This window comes from Gordonia sp. Z-3 (assembly GCF_036233855.1).
Classification (GTDB): domain Bacteria; phylum Actinomycetota; class Actinomycetes; order Mycobacteriales; family Mycobacteriaceae; genus Gordonia; species Gordonia tangerina.
The window spans coordinates 173,908-192,012 of the sequence record NZ_JAZARS010000003.1 but is presented as its reverse complement, the minus strand read 5'-3'; the positions used below and the strand labels follow the sequence as shown (position 1 = coordinate 192,012).

Genomic DNA, 18,105 nt, shown 5'->3' with positions numbered 1-18,105 from the left:
ACATCACAATTACCGATCCGATGCCGGGTTTGCGGTGGGCATCACCGACATAGCCGAAGCGCCGTCGGCCGATCGGGATGACATATCCGGATCGACCGACGGTGGACCACGTCAGGATTCGCCGGTGGTGTGCTCGGCGGTGGCCGCCGACTCGGTGGTCGTAGGGCCGTCGCCGGTCCCGGTCTGTTTGCGCGGAATCGGCTTCGCGTCGATTCCCGACTCCTTGCGCTGCTGGGCAGTGATCGCCGCCGGTGCATCGGTGAGCGGGTCCACGCCGCCACCGGACTTCGGGAAGGCGATGACCTCGCGGATGGAACTCTCCCCGGCCAGCAGCGCGGTGATGCGGTCCCAGCCAAAGGCGATGCCGCCATGCGGGGGCGCACCGTAGGCGAAGGCGTCGAGGAGGAAGCCGAATTTCTCCTGCGCCTCGTCGTGGCCGATGCCCATGATCTCGAACACCCGTTCCTGCACGTCACGCTCATGGATACGGATCGAACCGCCGCCGATCTCGTTGCCGTTGCACACGATGTCGTAGGCGTAGGCCAGCGCCGAACCCGGGTCGGATTCGAGAGCTTCGATCGATTCCGGCTTCGGGGCGGTGAACGCGTGGTGCACGGCGGTCCAGGCGCCGGAGCCGACGGCGACGTCACCGGAGGCCGTCGCGTCGTCGGCCGGTTCGAACAGTGGGGCGTCGACGACCCAGGTGAACGCCCAGTCGCCGTCCTTGATCAGGCCGAGGCGATCGGCGATCTCACCACGGGCGGCACCGAGCAGAGCGCGCGACGACTTGACCGCGCCGGCGCCGAAGAAGACACAGTCCCCTGGCTTCGCACCCACGTGCTCGACGAGCCCGGCGCGTTCGGCGTCGGACAGGTTCTTGGCGACCGGGCCGCCCAGTTCGCCGTCCTCACCCACGAGGACATAGGCCAGTCCCTTGGCGCCGCGCTGTTTGGCCCATTCCTGCCAGGCGTCGAGCTGCCGGCGTGGCTGCGACGCGCCGCCGGGCATGACCACCGCGCCGACGTAGGGCGCCTGGAACACCCGGAACGGCGTGTCCTTGAAGTACTCGGTGCACTCGACGAGTTCGATGTCGAACCGGAGGTCGGGCTTGTCGGTGCCGAACCGCCGCATCGCGTCGGCGTAGGTGATTCGTGGGATCGGCGTGGTGATCTCGACACCGATCAGCTGCCACAGCGCGCGCAGTATGTCTTCGGCCAACGCGATCACGTCGTCCTGGTCGACGAAGCTCATCTCGATGTCGAGCTGGGTGAACTCGGGCTGCCGGTCGGCGCGGAAATCCTCGTCGCGATAGCAGCGCGCGATCTGGTAGTAGCGCTCCATCCCGGCGACCATCAGCAACTGTTTGAACAGCTGCGGGCTCTGCGGCAGCGCGTAGAACGTGCCGGGCTGTAGGCGGGCGGGCACCAGGAAGTCGCGCGCCCCCTCCGGCGTCGATCGCGTCAGGGTCGGGGTCTCCACCTCGACGAAGTCGTGCTCGGCGAGTACGCCACGCGCGGCCGCGTTCACCTTGGAGCGCAGCCGCAGCGCGCGGGCCGGCCCCTCTCGGCGCAGGTCGAGGTAACGATAGTGCAGCCGCGCTTCCTCGCCCGGGTTCTCGTCGAGCTGAAACGGCAAAGGCGCCGCGGCGTTGAGGACCTCGAGGGAGACGGCATTGATCTCAATCTCGCCCGACTGCAGGTTCGGGTTCTCGCTGCCCTCGGGGCGCACCTCGACGACGCCGGTGACCGCGACACAGAACTCTGCGCGCAACCGGTGTGCGGCCTCTGCCACCGCCTCGTCGCGGAAGACGACCTGGACCAGCCCGGAGCTGTCGCGCAGATCGATGAAGACCACGCCACCGTGATCGCGGCGGCGCGCGACCCACCCGGCGACGGTGACGGTCTGCGAGGCGTCGGCGCGACGAAGCGAGCCGGCGAGATGCGTGCGGAGCACTCAGGAGTCCTTCCCAATGGAGATCGAGGCGAATCTCGGCTCATCCTACTGTCGTGACCAGGACCGACCCGCAACCGGGCAGGTGGGCGAATATGCTCGACCCTGCCGGACCGGACAACGGTGCGGGACGGTCGGGCCGTGGCGCAGAACGCGAGGAGCGGGGATGGTTTTTCAGGGCGACGGGCCACTCGACACCGGCTCGGTCTCCGGTGGTGGTGGCGGTGGCGGTGTGGGCCGTATCGCCGTCGGGGGTGGTGCCGGTCTGATCATCACCATCGTCGCGCTGTTCTTCGGAATCGACCCCGGTTCACTCACCGGTGGTTCGTCGTATGGCGGTGGAACCGCCGACAACCGGGACGTGGCGCAGATCAACCAGCACATCCAGTCGTGCACCATCGAAAAGGCGAACGTGGACACCATCTGCCGCATCGTCGCCACCACCAACAGTCTCGACGCCGTGTGGTCGGACCTGATGCCGGGCTACACGCCGCCGAGCACCAAGATCTTCACCGGTGCGGTGAGTACCGGCTGCGGCCCGGCGACGTCGGCGACCGGGCCGTTCTACTGCCCGGCCGACCAGACGGCCTACTTCGATCCCTCCTTCTTCGCCCAGCTCGAACAGATGGGCGGCAGCGACGGGCCACTCGCGCAGGAGTATGTGGTTGCCCACGAGTACGGCCATCACATCGAGAATCTGACCGGGGTGCTCCAGCAGGGCAACCGCATGGGGTCGCAGGGTCCGCGCTCCGGTTCGGTCCGCGTGGAACTGCAGGCCGATTGCCTCGCCGGGGTGTGGGCGTATCACGCCGACAACGGCCCGGACGCGATGCTCGAGCCGTTGACCCCCACACAGATCGACACGGTGATCCAGACCGCGAAGGCGATCGGCGACGACACCATCCAGGGCGCGAATTCCAACCCCGAGGGTTGGACCCACGGCTCGTCCGAGCAACGCGCCCGTTGGTTCACCGTCGGCTACGACTCCGGTGACCCGCGGCGCTGCGACACCTTCGCGACCAACGACCTATGACCGGGCCCGCCGGATCGATGCCACGCGAACCGAGTGCGATCGATCGCATCGCCGAGCAGTACCTATCGGATCAGACGGCCCAGGATCCGCTGTTCGCCACCGAGATCGGCGTGGCCGGGCACGATCACCTGTTGACCGACTTCTCCCCCGCCGCCTGTGCCGCGCGCGCATCGTCGGCGCGGGCGACCGTCCACGCACTGGCCGAGGCCCATTGCGTGGACGATGTGGATCGGGTCACCGTCGCCACCATGTGTGCATCGTTGCGCCGCGAGATCGCCCTCGCCGAAGCCGGTGAACGTGTCGGAGACTGCAATGTGATCGCTTCGCCACTCCAGGCGGTCCGCGACATCTTCGACCTCATGCCCGCCGACACGCCGACGCAGCGCGACGTTTTCCTGGAGCGTCTGCGCGCGCTGCCGGAGTGTGTCGACACGATCATCGACGGCCTGCGTCATCGGATCGCTCACGGCCCGCCGCTCGCCCAGAGGCAGGTCGAACTCGTTGCGGCACAGGCAAGCACCGCAGCCGACGCGATCGCCTCCAACACGGGTCCGCTCGCCGCCGACCCCCGCCTGCAGGGTCCGCTCGAGGTGGCGTTGAGTGACGCGCGGGTGGCGTTCGGGGCCCTCGTCGCGGTGCTGCGTGCGGAGGCCGCACCGTCGGCAACCGCGGTGGATGGGGTTGGGCGCGAACGATATCTGCGTTTTCTCCCGGCCTACCTCGGCGCCGACGTGGACCCGGACGAAGCGTATGCGTGGGCGACCGACCGACTGTCGGCGATCGTCGCCGAGCAGGCGGCGCTCGCCCACGAACTGTTACCGGGTGCATCGGTCGCCGAGGCGATGGCCCATCTGGATACGCTGCCGCGCTATGCAGTTCACGATCGCCACGAATTCGTCGTGTGGATGCAGGGGCTGTCCGATCGCGCAGTGGAGGGCCTGGCCGGAACACATTTCGACATCCCGGCGCGGTTGACCCGGCTGGAGTGTCGCCTGGCGCCTTCGTCGACCGGAATCATCTACTACACCCAGCCGAGTGCAGATTTGTCCCGCCCCGGGCGCATGTGGTGGTCGGTACCGCCGGAGCAGGAGGTGTTCCACACATGGCAGGAGACCACTACGGTCTTCCACGAGGGGGTTCCGGGGCATCATCTGCAACTCGGCGCTGCGATCGTCAGTGACGATCTCAACGCGTGGCGGAAACTGGCTTCGTTCACCTCGGGCCACGGCGAGGGTTGGGCTCTTTACGCTGAGCGACTGATGGCCGAACTCGGATGGCTCGACGATCCTGGCGATCGGATGGGCATGCTCGACTCGCAACGTCTGCGAGCGGCACGCGTGGTGGTGGACATCGGTGTGCACTGCAGGCTCCGCGCCCCCGCTGCGCTGGGCGGCGGGACCTGGGATGCAGCCAAGGCCTGGCAGTTCCTCACCGATTCGGTGGCGATGGACCGTTCGGTGTTGCGTTTCGAACTGGACCGCTACCTGGGATGGCCCGGTCAGGCGCCGTCGTATGCGCTCGGACAGCGGGTATGGGAAGAGACCCGAACCGCAGCGCTCGCCACCCACCGCGACTGGACGCTGAGGGATTTCCATACTCGCGCACTGGCCCTCGGCGGAGTTTCCCTCGATGTGCTGGCCGATGAACTCGCGTCGGGGTGAGCTCCCGCTGTCATCTGGGGTAGGTGACGATGACCTGTCCGGTGCGGGCGTTGCGCCAGGTGATGGTGCGGTCGGTGTGCATGGTCGGTATCCACGGCCCGTCATGTTTGCGGTCGTGGTCGGGCCGGCACAGGGGTGCGAGGTTGAAGGCCACGGTCCAGCCACCGGCCACCGGGTCGGCATGGCAGAACTTGAGCAGGTGGTCGAGTTCGCACTCCTCAGACCTGCGACCGCAGTAGGGATAACGGCAGCGCCGGTCCAGTTGGATGATCTCCGCCCGCAACGCGGCTGACGGCCTGTAGGTCAGCGCCCCCGGTGGTGGGGTGGCGAAACCTCCGTGCCCGGTCAGGTCGATCGGTGGGGCTGGTGTGCGGTTGCCGAAGATGATCAGTCCGCTGGCGGTACGGGTTTCACTGGGGCGGGCGGTGATGGTGGTGGCGTGTGGTGCGATCCGAGCGGCGTGGGCGGGGTCGATGGCGCCGTAGCCCATCAGGCGGGTCGGGTCGAGACCGGTGGGGTCGTGGAGCAGGGTCAGGCCGGGCACGACGAGGTCGGAGTCGGTGCCGGAGTCGGGATTGGATTCGGCGTCCGCGTCGGTGTCGGCGAGGTCGTGCTCGGCGGGTGGTGCGGTGATGGACTCTCGTCGCGGTTTCGGGCAGGGTTCGACATTCTGAGCGGTGTCATCGGCGTCGATTCCGGTGCCGGATTGGATACTCGCACCGATGTTGTCGTCGTTGTCGATGTTCGAGTCGCTGTCGCGGCTGTCGACATCGGTGTCGGCGTCGAGGTCAGCGAGGGTGATCGGCTGTTCTTCTGCCGCGTCAGGCCCACCCGTCTCGGGTTCGTCGGCGGTCTGGCCGGATGCGCTGGCGTCGTCAGCCGTGCTGGCGTCGACCGACGAGTCGCGGAAACTGCTGTCGCCGACGCTCGGGGTGGCATCCGTGGCCTGCGCCCGGTTACTGGTCCAAGTCTGCTTGGCGGGGCAGGTGTCGTCGCCGCAGTGGCAACGCAGTTTCGCGCCGGGTGCTTTGATGATCTCGGCGAACGCGGCGACGCGTTGGGCTTTGATGCTGCGCCCATCACGGCGACACACCCGTCGGCTGATCAAGGCGCTGATGCGGTCACGCAGGTGTACGCCGTGTTCGGCGGGGATGCAGGCATCGACGGTCATGTGCCCGAACGCTTCGGCACCGATCGTCACATCCCCAAACAAGTCGGCGATGTCATCGCGCGTCTGGGCCGCCCGATCAGGATCAAGACTGATGATGATCGCGTCGAGATCATCTCGCAGCGCCGTGTCGGTGGTGGGTCGGCTGGCCAGATCGAGCACCACATCATCGAAATCCCACGGCTCATCATCGGGATCGTCGGTGGCGGGGTCGGTCTCGGCCGCAGCGTTATCAGTGTCGTCGGTGCCCTCACCGTCTGTGCCGGCGTCGTCGGAGCCGGCGTCGTCGGTGCCGGGATCGACGTCAGATTCGGGGTCGTCGAGGTCGAGGGTGAGTTCCCCGTCGACATCCTTGCTGTCGGTGTCGGTTTCGTCGGTGTCGTCGGTGTGGGCGTTGTCGGCGAGTTCGCCCAGGCGCTCCCGCAGGTCGCCGGTGGGGCCGGTGGCGGCGCCGCGGATGGCCACACCCAGCCGGTGGGGCCTCAGGTCGCCGGCACGGAAGGCATCACGGATCTTGGGGTGCTCGTCGAGCAGTTCATCGAGACCGACCCATTCACCGGCTTGACGTCGAGAAATACCCAACTGCAGCGAGATTTCGCCTTTCGCGGCCTTGTCGGCGGCGTTGCGGACTCGGTTCGGAACGAAATCGTTGTATCCGGCGAGACGCTCGTTGTAGGTGGATTGCCCGATCTGACGGGCAATCTGCATCGCCAGGGCTTGGGCTTGATTACTCAACCGCAACAGGTCACGACCGTATTGCGCCAACTCATCGAGACTGCTGGAGGCCAGCAGAGCGTCGTCGGCAGCACGGTCGGTGAACGTGAACACAAGACGCTCCTTTCCTGCGAAGACGGTCTCTGAGGTCGGGATGGGTTGGTGGGGAATCGAACTGCTATCAGACTATCGGGTGGGTCCGACAGCTTTGGTGCGCTGCAAGTGGGGTGTGGATGGATCTTTCGGTGAGGTGTTGGGTTCAGGATAGCGGTGGGGTGTGACAACTTTTCGTGCGTGAGAGTGGTTGCGTGGGAGCGCCCTTCGTGACGCGGCCTCGCAAGCTCGGACGCTACTCAGGGAGAAGGGGTGACGTGGGGATACGAAGGGTCCGGGCGTTGCCAACACGGTGACCGAACTCAACCGACCTCGTCCACAACGCACACGGGCCACGACGAGAGCCTTCATCGTCGTGGCCCATCGAGGGTGCGGTGACTAGCCGAGGATCGAAAGCACCTCGTCCACAATGGAATCCAGCGAGACCTTGCGCTGCTCACCGTTCGACAGATCTTTCACCTCGACCTGGCGATCGGCCAGTTCCCGGTCGCCGAGAACAAGGGCGAGACGGGCACCGGAACGGTCGGCAGCCTTCATCGCACCCTTGAGTCCCCGGTCACCATAAGCCAGATCGACCGCGATCCCGGCGGCGCGCAGTTGTCCGGCGACACCGACCAATTCAGCCTTGGCGTCCGAACCGAGCGGCACTCCGAACACCCGACACCGTGCGACATCGGCGTGCGCCACGCCTTCGGCTTCCATCGCCAGCATCGTGCGGTCGACACCGAGTCCGAAGCCGATCCCGGAAAGGTCCTGTTTGCCGCCGATCTGCTGCATCAGGCCGTCGTATCGGCCTCCCCCACCGATACCCGACTGGGCACCGAGTCCGTCGTGTACGAATTCGAAGGTGGTCTTCGTGTAGTAGTCGAGTCCCCGCACCAGACGCGGATTGAGTTCGTACGGCACGCCCAGCCGCTTCAGGTGGGTGAGAACCAGATCGAAATGCGCACGCGCATCATCGGAGAGATAGTCGATGAGCAGCGGCGCGTCCGCCGTCGCCTCCTTCACCTCGGGGCGTTTGTCGTCGAGCACGCGCAGCGGGTTGATCTCTGCGCGGCGCCGGGTGGCCTCGTCGAGGTCGAGGCCGAACAAGAACTGCTGCAGGGCCTCCCGATACGGGCCGCGACTGGCGGCGTCACCCAGCGAGGTGATCTCCAGGCGGAATCCGGAGAGCCCCAGACGCCGGTAGCCCTCGTCGGCGACGGCGATCACCTCGGCATCGAGCGCGGGGTCGTCGACACCGATCGCCTCCACGCCGACCTGCTGCAGTTGGCGATACCGACCCGTCTGCGGCTTCTCGTAGCGGAAGAAGGGGCCCGCGTAGCACAGCTTCACCGGCAGCTGCCCCCGATCGAGCCCGTGTTGGATGACGGCGCGCATCACACCGGCCGTGCCCTCGGGGCGCAGCGTCACCGACCGATCTCCACGATCGGCGAAGGTATACATCTCCTTGCTCACCACGTCGGTTGACTCTCCGACGCCCCGAGCGAACAGCGCGGTGTCCTCGAAGATCGGCAACTCGATGTGTCCGTAGCCGGCGCGATGCGCGGCGTCGGTCAGGGCGTCACGAACTCGGCGGAAGTCCGCGGAGGCCGGGGGAAAATAGTCCGGTATCCCCCGCGGAGCGGCAAATTCGGCGCTCACAGTCCGAAACGTCCCTTCTTGGGTGTGGAATCCCCGCGCCCGGGCAGGTCGACGAGGAATGGGTTGCCGGCGCGTTCGGCACCGATCGAGGTCTGTGGGCCGTGCCCCGGAAGCACCTGGGTGTGATCGGGCAACGGCATCAGTTTGGCGGCGATCGAGTCGAGCAACTGCTGATGGTCACCGCCTGGTAGGTCGGTTCGACCTATGGAACCGGCAAACAGGACATCTCCCGAGAAACACACGGGTACGACCTCGGGGACGGAATCGTCGCCCTCGGCGGTGTCTGCTTCCACCGGCACCTCGATGCCGAGCAACACCGATCCCCGGGTGTGCCCCGGAGCGAGGTCGACAGTGATCCGGATACCGGCCAGCTCCACGTCCTCATCGTCGGCGAACTCGACCACCTTCTCCGGCTCGCGAAACTCCATCGAACCGATCAGGCCACCGAGGGCCTGCCCCAACCCCATACCGGGGTCGGTCAGCATCGGCCGATCTGCCGGATGGATATACGCCGGAATGGAGAACTCGTCGCACAGTTCGGTGGCATTCCAGGTGTGATCGAGGTGCCCGTGCGTCAGCAACACCGCGACCGGCGTCAGATCGTGCTCGGCGAGCAGTTCACGAACTCGGACCGCGGCGTCCTGGCCCGGATCGACAATGACCGCCTCTGAGCCCGCCTCATTGGCGAGGAGATAGCAGTTCGTCTGGAACATTCCGGCCGGAAATCCGGTGATCAGCATCTGTCCATTGTGACAAACGGCTCGGCACCTCCACCCGCGACGGTCACGCTCGGAGAATCCGCCGGTTCCGCATGCCCGATTCCGCCCCGACCATGGAACTCTCAGGTTCAGCTGGCACACTGGCCTGTCGATGTAGCATCAGCGCCGATTCACGTGCCGCCCGACCGCACGTACGCCCATGCCATCCCCCGGGGGAGCCACGGCACACGAGTTCAGGAGGACCCAACCGCGTGTCAAGCAACGAGGAACGCCGCGAAGCCGCCAAGCGCAAGCTCGAGGAGCGCCTCGAGCGGGAGCGGCAGGAGAAGCGGCGGCGCAAGATCATCATCGCCTCCGTATCGACCGTGGTCGTCGTCGCCATCGTGGCCACTGCCACCACGTTGATCGTCAAGAAGGTGCTCGACGATCGCGAGGCAGCCCGCTGGACCGCATGCTCGTACACCGACCAACCCAGTCGCTTCGACGAACTCCCCGACGAGGTACCGGCAGAGGTCCCTGCCGAACAGAGAGCACAGGCCCAGGCCTACCTCGATGAAATGCGTGCCGGCGAGTCCAAACAGCGCACCGCCCCCAAGCCCGACGAGAAGCAACTCAAGGAGGGCACCGCGAACCTGGTGCTCGACACCAACCAGGGCGCAGTTCCCATCACCCTGGACCGCACGGGCGCGCCATGCAACACCGGCGCGGTGATCTCGCTGGCCGAGAACGATTTCTACAACGACACCCCCTGCCACCGACTGACCAACAGCGAGTCGCTCAAGGTGTTGCAGTGCGGCGACCCCACCGGTACCGGTGCCGGTGGTCCGGGATGGTCGAGCCCCGACGAGTTGCCCACCGACCTGAAGCCGGCTGGTGAGCCCGACCCCATGTCGGGGACGGCTCCGGTCATCTACCCGCGTGGCACAGTGGCGATCGCGAACAGCAACAACCCGCAAAGCGGTCAGACCGACACCGGTTCGAGCCAGTTCTTCCTGGTGCTCCAGGACAGCCAGTTGGCGGCGAACTACTCCGTGGTGGGCCAGGTCGACCCTGACGGCCTCACGGTGCTCGACAAGATCGCGGCCAACGGCCTGACGCCGGGGCCCAACGGCAGCGCCGAGGACGGCAAGCCGAAGCAGCCGGTGGAAATCACTTCCGCGACTGTTGATTCGGGCAATCAGGACTGACCCTTCGTGACACTCGGCTAGCGCCTCGCTCCTCAGGGAACAGAACGTGACACTCGGCTAGCGCCTCGCTCTCTGGGCTCAGGCGGCCGAGGTCACGCTGCTCAGGCTCAGGCGGCTGAGGTCACCCGGTAGACGTCGTAGACGCCTTCGACGTTGCGGACGACGTTGAGCACGTGCCCGAGATGCTTCGGATCGCCCATCTCGAAGGTGAACTTGCTGATAGCCACCCGGTCACGGCTGGTGGTCACCGACGCCGAGAGAATGTTCACGCGCTCGTCGGCAAGCACCTTGGTGACATCCGAGAGCAGCCGATGCCGATCGAGGGCCTCCACCTGGATGGCCACGAGGAACACCGACGACGGCGACGGTGCCCACGAGACGCCGATGATCCGTTCGGACTGCTCACGCAGCGACGCGGCGTTGGTGCAGTCGGTGCGATGGACACTGATACCACCGCCGCGGGTCACGAACCCCATGATCTCGTCGCCCGGTACCGGCGTACAACACTTGGCGAGCTTCGCCAACACGTTGTCGAGGCCCTCCACGATGACGCCGGCATCGCCGCCGTGGCGTGTACGGGTGGGCAATGTGGACGGCGTCGACCGCTCGGCGATCTCGTCCACCGCATCGTCGAGGCCGCCCAGCGACGCCACCAGCCGGTTGACCACGTGTCGCGCGGACACATGATTCTCCCCCACCGCGGTGTAGAGCGCGGTCACATCCTGGTAGCGCAACTCCTTGGCGATCGCAGCCATGGAGTCGGCACTCATCAAGCGCTGCAACGGGAGTCCGCCGCGTCGAACTTCCTTGGCGATCGCCTCCTTGCCGGTTTCCAGCGCTTCTTCACGCCGCTCCTTGGCGAACCACTGCCGGATCTTGGCACGCGCCCGTGGCGACACGACGAAGTTCTGCCAGTCCTTCGAGGGCCCGGCATTGGGTGCCTTCGACGTGAAGACCTCCACCACTTCACCGTTCTCGAGCTTGCGCTCCAGCGCCACCAGCCGGCCGTTGACGCGGGCGCCGATGCAGCGGTGACCGACCTCTGTGTGCACCGCATACGCGAAATCGACCGGCGTGGACCCGGCGGGCAACGTGATCACGTCTCCCTTCGGGGTGAACACGAAGATCTCCTGGACCGCGAGGTCGTAGCGCAGGGACTCCAGGAACTCGCCGGGATCGGCGGCCTCACGCTGCCAATCGAGCAGCTGACGCATCCACGCCATGTCGTCGATCTCGGCGGCGTCGGATTTACGTGGCCCCTTGCCCTTTCCGCGGTTCTCCTTGTAGCGCCAATGGGCGGCGATGCCGAACTCGGCGGTCCGATGCATCTCGTGAGTCCGGATCTGCACCTCGAGCGGCTTGCCCTCCGGGCCGATCACCGTCGTGTGCAACGACTGGTACACCCCGAACCGGGGCTGGGCGATGTAGTCCTTGAATCGACCCGCCATCGGCTGCCACAACGAATGAACCACGCCGACCGCGGCGTAGCAGTCACGCACCTCATCACACAGGATGCGGATCCCGACGAGGTCGTGGATATCGTCGAAGTCACGGCCCTTGACGATCATCTTCTGATAGATCGACCAGTAGTGCTTCGGCCGACCCTCGACGGTCGCGGAGATCCGGGCGCCGCCGAGCGCATTGTTGATGTCGGCGCGCACCCGAGCCAGATACGTGTCCCGCGACGGTGCCCGATCGGCGACGAGCCGGACGATCTCCTCGTAACGCTTGGGATGCAGGATGGCGAACGACAGATCCTCGAGTTCCCATTTGACCGTCGCCATACCCAGCCGATGCGCGAGCGGCGCAATGACTTCCAGGGTCTCGCGGGCCTTGCGCGCCTGCTTCTCCGGCGGTAGGAACCGCATCGTACGCATGTTGTGCAGCCGGTCGGCCACCTTGATGACCAAGACCCGCGGGTCTCGCGCCATCGCGATGATCATCTTGCGGATCGTCTCGGCCTCGGCAGCGCTGCCCAACGCCACCTTGTCCAGCTTGGTCACGCCGTCGACGAGGTGCGCCACTTCGGCGCCGAAATCCTTCTCCAGCTGATCGAGGGAGTAGCCGGTGTCCTCGACGGTGTCGTGCAGCAGGGCCGCCACCAGCGTCGTGGTGTCCATCCCGAGGTCGGCCAGAATCGTCGCGACGGCCAGCGGATGGGTGATGTAGGGGTCACCGGACTTACGCTTCTGGCCGGTGTGCCGCTCATCGGCAACGTCATAGGCGTGCTGCAGCAGCGCGACATCGGCCTTCGGGTAGATCTCCCGATGCAGCGTCGCAAGTGGTTCGAGCACCGGCCGCACCGGGCTGCGGGTGGCGGTCATCCGCCGGGCCAGACGCGCCCTGACTCGTCGCGACGCCGAGGTGGACGGTGGTGCCAGTGTCTCGGTACGCGCTGCCCGAGCGCTTTCGTCGGCGGCGCCCGCACTGCCCGGCGCACCGGCAGCGGTGGGCGCGCCGGCGGGGGTGGGCGCGCCACCGTCGCCTTGTGGTGGCGCCGACCGTCCGTTCGCCGCGGTGTCCGTACGGAGAGGCCGGGCATCTGCACTCGACGTCCCCGTCTGCTCCTGACGGGAATCGGTGTCGACCTCGTCGTGCATCCTGACCTCCTTCCGGTGATGTCACCGATGACAGCAACACCGGTTGAGGCGAGTCTAGTCCGCCTGACGATCCCGGACCGCGCGCTGCCGAGCGGACGGCGCGCGCAGGTATCCGATGATCACCCTGTCGTCACCGCGTGTACCGGCAGCTGCGCACCCAAGCCGCGCGCAATGGTGCCGCGACCGTCGAGGCCGTCAAGTTCCATGATGACGGCCACGCCGACGACGACTCCCCCGGCGCGACCGAGCAGTTCCGCCGCCGCAACGGCCGTCCCACCGGTCGCCAACACGTCATCGACCAGCAGGATCCGCTGGGTGGCGACATCGACCGCATTCGCCGGGATCTCGAGGGTCGCCGTGCCGTACTCGAGTGTGTAGGTGACGCTGTGTACGGGTGGCGGCAGCTTGCCGCCCTTGCGCACCGCCAGCACTCCGACACCGAGCTCTCGCGCCACCGCGCCGCCGAGTAGGAAGCCGCGGGCATCGATCCCGGCCACCAGATCGACGTCGCTGCACCCGTGGGTCAATGCGGTGACGATCGCGGCCAAGCCGACCGGGTCGGCCAACACCGGGGTGAGGTCCTTGAAGTCGATACCGGGCTCCGGGAAGTCCGGAACCAGTCGAGCGTGATCGGCGATGGCCTGCCGCGCGCGGGTCACCGCCCGGTCTGTCGTCTCGTCGCCACCGGACACTTGCGCTGCGTCAGTCACGTACCGTCCACCGATCCATGTTCCATCCGGTCCCGTTGCGGCCCAGCCCCGCCACAACATTATCGACCCCGGGACCGAACACCTGCATCCGCGGCGCGGCGAAAAGCGGGATCGACGGCAGCGTCGCCCACGCGGTGTTCTCGATCGTGCGCACCAGCTCGAGTCGGTCGGCTGCCAGGTCCGCGGCGACCAGCCGGTCGATGGCACCACTGACCTGCGGGTTGCGGTAGTTGTTGATGTCCAGCGGATCGCCACCGCGCAGCGCGAAGGCATCGCGCGACGGATTCGCCGCCCCGGCTGCGGCGAACGACGCCCCGTTCGCCACGATCAGGGCGTCGACCTCGCCGCCCAGCGCACCCGTGGTGATGTCGGCCGACCCCGCGTCGACCACCTCGATGCCCACCTGCCGGCAAGAGTCGGCGATGGCGGCCACCATCTGCGCTCGTCGTTGCATCGGCGCGAGATATCCGATCCGGACCGTCATGGGAGTGTCGCCGGCCTCGGCGCCGAGGGTGCGCGCCCGGTTCAGGTTGGGCCGCGCATAGGCCCTGCCGAACGCGCCGTTGAGCTGGCCGGCCAGGTTGTCGGCCGGCGCGAGTACCCGAAGATTCCAGATCTGGGCGCCCTGTCCGAATTGGCGGGCGAGCGCATCACGCGGAACACATGATGCGAACGCCTGCCGGGCATTGAGCTCCGCAAACACCCCGCGCTGGGCGAGTACCAACTCTTCCACCGCGAGCGCGCGGTTCGGCTTCGGCAATGGGATCCGGGTTTCCTCGGCCCTCGCGGGCACCAGCTCCCCGCCGACGATGCCCGAACTGACATCGGCGATGTCGAAGTCACCGTCGGCCAGTCGGCGCTCGGCGTCGGTGCCCCGCCCCCACAAGACGATCCGTGACACCGCAGGGGCGTCGCCCCACCACGATCCGTTGGCGACCAACTCCAGGCCACCCGACTGCGAGTACTGCTGCACCCGGTACGGCCCCGAGGCGGGGAAACGTGCCTGATCGACGGTCCCCGGGGTCAGGTCGAAACCCGTGTTCCACGCATCGGCGATCTTGTTGATCGCGGTCCGATCGCCGGAGCGGATCGGCCGCACGACGTCACCGACACCGGCCAGGCGCGCGACGACGTGTGCCGGCAGCAAGGTGCCCGCACCGAACAGCGACAGCCAGTCGCGGTAGTCACGGCCGCGCGCAAAGCGCACGGTCGCGGTCTTCGAAGCGAGATCGCAGTCCACGGCCTCGATGTCGCGGTATCCGGCCGTCGTGGCCGGCGCGAACCCCGGGAATCGCCCACTCATCGCCGCCCAGGCCAGCACCAGGTCGTCGCAGTCGAGGGCCGTCTCGTCGGAGAACCGCGCAGCCGGCGAGAAGTCGTAGCGCAACGTGAGACCGGCGCCCGGGACCGGTGTCACGGTACCGATGTCACGGTCAGGGGTCACCTGACCGGACGCGCCGAGATAGCTGAACCCCGGCAACATCCGGGTGGTCGCCATCAACACGCCGCCGGCGTTGCCGTCGACGGTGTTCGCGTTGTAGGTGTCGATCCGCGCGTCGAGGGCGTAGTCGACCGAGGGCGGGCCTTCCTCGCCGCAGGCGGTCAACAGTCCCGTCAGCAGCAACACCACCGCCACGCAGGTGGCCATTGTCACGGGCAGGCCGGTTCGTCGGCGGGCGCCCGACCCGCTCCGCACAGTCACGTCCCGTACATTAACGCGCCCGGCGTGGCTTCCCGGTCGGGGTCTGGGGCGCGTCGGCATCGGCCGGGTTGGCGCGCCGGCGACCCGACGGGCGGCCACGGGCCGGTCGCGGATCGTCGATGAGATCGTCGCCCGCCTCCACACGGGCGCGGCGATCGAGTACCCGTTTGGTGTGCCGCGAGATGTCAGCGCGCCGTTCTTTCAACGTCACCAGCAGCGGGGCCGCCAGGAAGATCGACGAGTAGGCACCGACCACCACGCCGACGAGCTGAATGAGGCCGAGGTCCTTGAGCGTGCCGACGCCGAGCATCCAGACCGCGATCACCATCAACGCGATGATCGGCAGCACCGAGATGACAGTGGTGTTGATCGAGCGCATCAGGGTCTGGTTGACCGCGAGGTTGGCCTGTTCGGCGTAGGTACGTCGGGTGGTCTGCAGAACCGACCGGGTGTTCTCGGAGACCTTGTCGAACACCACGACGGTGTCGTAGATCGAGAAGCCGAGGATGGTGAGCAGACCGATGACCGTTGCCGGAGTGACCTCCCATCCGACCAGCGAGTAGACACCGGCGGTCACGATGATGTCGAAGAACAGTGAGGTGAGCGCTGCCACCGACATCTCCCGGTCGAACCGGATCGTGATGTAGATGAACACGATCACCAAGAACACCACCAGGGCGATCAGCATCTTCTCGGTGATCTCGCCGCCCCAAGTCGAGCTGACGTCGGACGAGCTGACCTCCGCGGTGGTCAGTTCCGGCGCGAACCGGTCAGCCAATGCTCGGGTGATCTGTTCGGTTTGGGCCGCGGTGAGGGTCTCGGTCCGCACCTGCACCGTCTCGGCGGATCCCGATCCGGCGGTCTGCACCGATTCCGGTTCCTCGCCAAGGGTCTCGGCGAACACCTCTTCGACGGCGTCGGTGGTGACCCCGGCCGAAACAGGGATGGACACCTGGGTGCCCCCCTCGAAGTCGATACCGAGGGTGAAGCCACGGATGGCGATCGACCCGATGCAGATGGCGAGGATCACCGCGGTGACGATGTACCAGGTCCGCCGCGACGGGATGATCCCGAACGCACCGGTACCGGTGTACAGCCGCGAGAAGAACGAGCGGTCCTTCTCGGCGACGTAGTTGGCGTCGGAGGGGCCGGCCGGTCCCTGCTCGACTGTGGTTTCGGAGGTCACCTCGCCGACCACGGCGCTGCGTCCTCCGCCGTCCCGCCCGGAATTGGGGCGTTGCGCATTGGTCATTTCGCCGATCCTTCCGTCGCCGCGACCCGCTCAGATCGCTCGGCCACGCGACGGCGCCGAGCCACCTCGCTGACCGCGCCGAGACCGTTGACCTTCGGTCGTGACAAGAACTCCGACCGACTGGCCAGCACCACGAGCGGATGAGTCACCAGGAACACCACCACGACGTCGAGAATCGTCGTGAGACCCAATGTGAAGGCGAATCCGCGGACCTCGCCGATGGCCAGCACGTAGATCACCGCCGCGGCGATGAAGCTGACCGCGTTGCCCGACCAGATGGTGCGGCGGGCACTGGCCCAACCGCGAGGCACCGCGGAGCGGAAACTTCGTCCCTCGCGCATCTCGTCCTTGATCCGCTCGAAGTACACGACGAACGAGTCGGCGGTCATACCGATACCGATGATGAGTCCGGCGATGCCGGCGAGATCGAGAGTGAAACCGATCCACCGGCCGAGCAGCACGATGATCCCGTAGACCATCGCGGCGGCCAGCACCAACGACAGCATCGTCAGGATGCCGAGCATTCGGTAATAGAGCAGCGCATAGATCAGCACCGCGATCATGCCGACGGCGCCGGCGATCAGGCCGGCCTTCAGTGACGACAGTCCCAGCGTCGCCGATACCGTCTCCGCGTCGGACGCCTCGAAGGACAACGGCAGCGAACCGTACTTGAGGACGTTGGCGAGGTCCTTCGCGTCCTGCTGGGTGAAGTCACCGCTGATCTCGGTCTGGGGTGTGGTGATCGCACCCTGGATCTGCGGGGCGGAGACGACCTTCGTGTCAAGAGTGAAGGCGGTCTGCTTACCGATGTTCTGCGCGGTGTAGGTCGGCCAGAAGTCCCTCGCCTCGTTCTTGAACTCCACCTGGACGACCCACGAGCCGGCCTGCTGGGTGGTACCCGCCGACGCGTTGGCGATGTCGCGTCCGTCGATGATCTCGGGACCGAGCAGGTACACCTCGCTACCATCCTCTGAACAGGCGACGAGGTACTGATCGGGCAGGTCATTGCCCTGCAATGCGTCATACGAGTCGGGCGAACAGTCCATCTTGGCCATCTGCGCGTTCAACGCGTCGAGATTGGCTCGCTCGGGGGCCTGCCGCAGTTCGCGTTGTTCGGCGATGGCGGCCGCCTGCGTGGCGTCGTCCTCGGGAGAGTCCTGCGCAGCGGAGTTCTGTCCGTCGCCACCCTCAGCGTCCTGATCGTCGGCGTCCGGCTGTGGCGTCGCGGGCGCCACATTCTCCACCGGTCGGACGAACAATCGGGCCGTCTGCCCGAGCGTGCGCGCCTGGGCGCCATCGTCACCGGGAACGGTGATGACCAGATTGTCGCCGTTGACGACCACCTCGGACCCCGAGACACCGAGTCCGTTGACGCGCTGCTCGATGATCTGCTTCGCCTGGTCGAGCTGCTCGCGCGAGGGAGGCTGCCCGTCCGGGGTACGCGCGGTGAGCGTCACCCGCGTACCGCCTTGCAGGTCGATACCGAGCTTCGGGGTCGGCGATCCACCTCCGGTGAAGAAGACCAGCCCGTAGACGACGGCCAACAACACGAAGAATGCGGTCAGGGGTCTCCACGGTGGAATCTCACGTGGAGGTCCCGACCGCTTCGCCGACGCCCGGCGGGGTGTGGTCACAGGTGTTCTGGTCTCCT

Annotated in this window: 12 protein-coding genes; 3 read left to right on the top strand and 9 right to left on the bottom strand. The window is 66.8% G+C overall.

Annotation, left to right across the window (positions count from 1 at the left end; genetic code table 11):
* Positions 1-111 precede the first annotated feature (111 nt).
* Positions 112-1,953 (bottom strand): aspartate--tRNA ligase, encoded by a 1,842-nt coding sequence (aspS, locus tag VX037_RS04545; RefSeq protein ID WP_328713372.1) that lies wholly within the window; start codon positions 1,951-1,953, stop codon positions 112-114.
* A 163-nt stretch (positions 1,954-2,116) separates the two neighbouring features.
* Between aspS and ypfJ the strand changes: the two genes are divergently transcribed.
* Both ypfJ and VX037_RS04535 read left to right on the top strand, forming a co-directional pair.
* A complete protein-coding gene (ypfJ, locus tag VX037_RS04540) occupies positions 2,117-2,983 on the top strand; it encodes a KPN_02809 family neutral zinc metallopeptidase (protein ID WP_235722097.1) in 867 nt (288 codons plus the stop codon).
* Positions 2,980-4,644, top strand: a complete 1,665-nt coding sequence (locus tag VX037_RS04535; protein ID WP_328713370.1) for a DUF885 domain-containing protein — start codon at positions 2,980-2,982, stop codon at positions 4,642-4,644. Before ypfJ ends, VX037_RS04535 begins: the two co-directional genes overlap by 4 nt.
* Before the next feature lie 10 nt (positions 4,645-4,654).
* Here VX037_RS04535 and VX037_RS04530 read toward each other — a convergent pair whose 3' ends face one another.
* From VX037_RS04530 to VX037_RS04520, 3 genes are all read right to left on the bottom strand, one after another.
* Complete coding sequence (locus VX037_RS04530; protein WP_328713368.1) at positions 4,655-6,640, bottom strand: HNH endonuclease signature motif containing protein; 1,986 nt, start codon at positions 6,638-6,640, stop codon at positions 4,655-4,657.
* A 378-nt stretch (positions 6,641-7,018) separates the two neighbouring features.
* A complete protein-coding gene (gene hisS / locus VX037_RS04525) occupies positions 7,019-8,284 on the bottom strand; it encodes a histidine--tRNA ligase (protein WP_328713366.1) in 1,266 nt (421 codons plus the stop codon).
* Positions 8,281-9,024, bottom strand: coding sequence for an MBL fold metallo-hydrolase (locus tag VX037_RS04520; protein WP_235722101.1), 744 nt, complete (start codon positions 9,022-9,024; stop codon positions 8,281-8,283). The genes hisS and VX037_RS04520 overlap by 4 nt, the downstream gene beginning before the upstream one ends.
* A 230-nt stretch (positions 9,025-9,254) precedes the next feature.
* Here VX037_RS04520 and VX037_RS04515 point away from each other — a divergent pair, with 230 nt between their 5' ends.
* Positions 9,255-10,190 (top strand): peptidylprolyl isomerase, encoded by a 936-nt coding sequence (locus VX037_RS04515; protein WP_287015496.1) that lies wholly within the window; start codon positions 9,255-9,257, stop codon positions 10,188-10,190.
* A gap of 107 nt (positions 10,191-10,297) precedes the next feature.
* Here the strand turns inward: VX037_RS04515 and VX037_RS04510 are convergent, their stop codons facing one another.
* From VX037_RS04510 to secD, 5 genes are all read right to left on the bottom strand, one after another.
* A complete protein-coding gene (locus VX037_RS04510; RefSeq protein ID WP_287015495.1) occupies positions 10,298-12,790 on the bottom strand; it encodes a RelA/SpoT family protein in 2,493 nt (830 codons plus the stop codon).
* A gap of 119 nt (positions 12,791-12,909) precedes the next feature.
* Positions 12,910-13,500, bottom strand: coding sequence for an adenine phosphoribosyltransferase (locus VX037_RS04505; RefSeq protein ID WP_235722103.1), 591 nt, complete (start codon positions 13,498-13,500; stop codon positions 12,910-12,912).
* On the bottom strand, positions 13,493-15,148 hold the full coding sequence (locus VX037_RS04500; protein ID WP_328713462.1) for an ABC transporter substrate-binding protein: 1,656 nt from the start codon (positions 15,146-15,148) through the stop codon (positions 13,493-13,495). The genes VX037_RS04505 and VX037_RS04500 overlap by 8 nt, the downstream gene beginning before the upstream one ends.
* Before the next feature lie 64 nt (positions 15,149-15,212).
* Positions 15,213-16,454: a protein translocase subunit SecF gene (secF, locus tag VX037_RS04495; RefSeq protein WP_328713364.1), complete on the bottom strand. Its 1,242-nt coding sequence runs from the start codon at positions 16,452-16,454 to the stop codon at positions 15,213-15,215.
* A complete protein-coding gene (secD, locus tag VX037_RS04490; RefSeq protein WP_287015493.1) occupies positions 16,451-18,088 on the bottom strand; it encodes a protein translocase subunit SecD in 1,638 nt (545 codons plus the stop codon). Before secD ends, secF begins: the two co-directional genes overlap by 4 nt.
* Positions 18,089-18,105: the final 17 nt, after the last annotated feature.

What these genes read in the sequence shown, in the direction of transcription:
- VX037_RS04510 (WP_287015495.1), bottom strand. Translation starts at nt 12,790, where the DNA reads ATGCACGACGAGGTCGACACCGATTCCCGTCAGGAGCAGACGGGGACG.
- VX037_RS04520 (WP_235722101.1), bottom strand. Translation starts at nt 9,024, where the DNA reads ATGCTGATCACCGGATTTCCGGCCGGAATGTTCCAGACGAACTGCTAT.
- VX037_RS04500 (WP_328713462.1), bottom strand. Translation starts at nt 15,148, where the DNA reads ATGGCCACCTGCGTGGCGGTGGTGTTGCTGCTGACGGGACTGTTGACC.
- secF (WP_328713364.1), bottom strand. Translation starts at nt 16,454, where the DNA reads ATGACCAATGCGCAACGCCCCAATTCCGGGCGGGACGGCGGAGGACGC.
- ypfJ (WP_235722097.1), top strand. Translation starts at nt 2,117, where the DNA reads ATGGTTTTTCAGGGCGACGGGCCACTCGACACCGGCTCGGTCTCCGGT.
- VX037_RS04535 (WP_328713370.1), top strand. Translation starts at nt 2,980, where the DNA reads ATGACCGGGCCCGCCGGATCGATGCCACGCGAACCGAGTGCGATCGAT.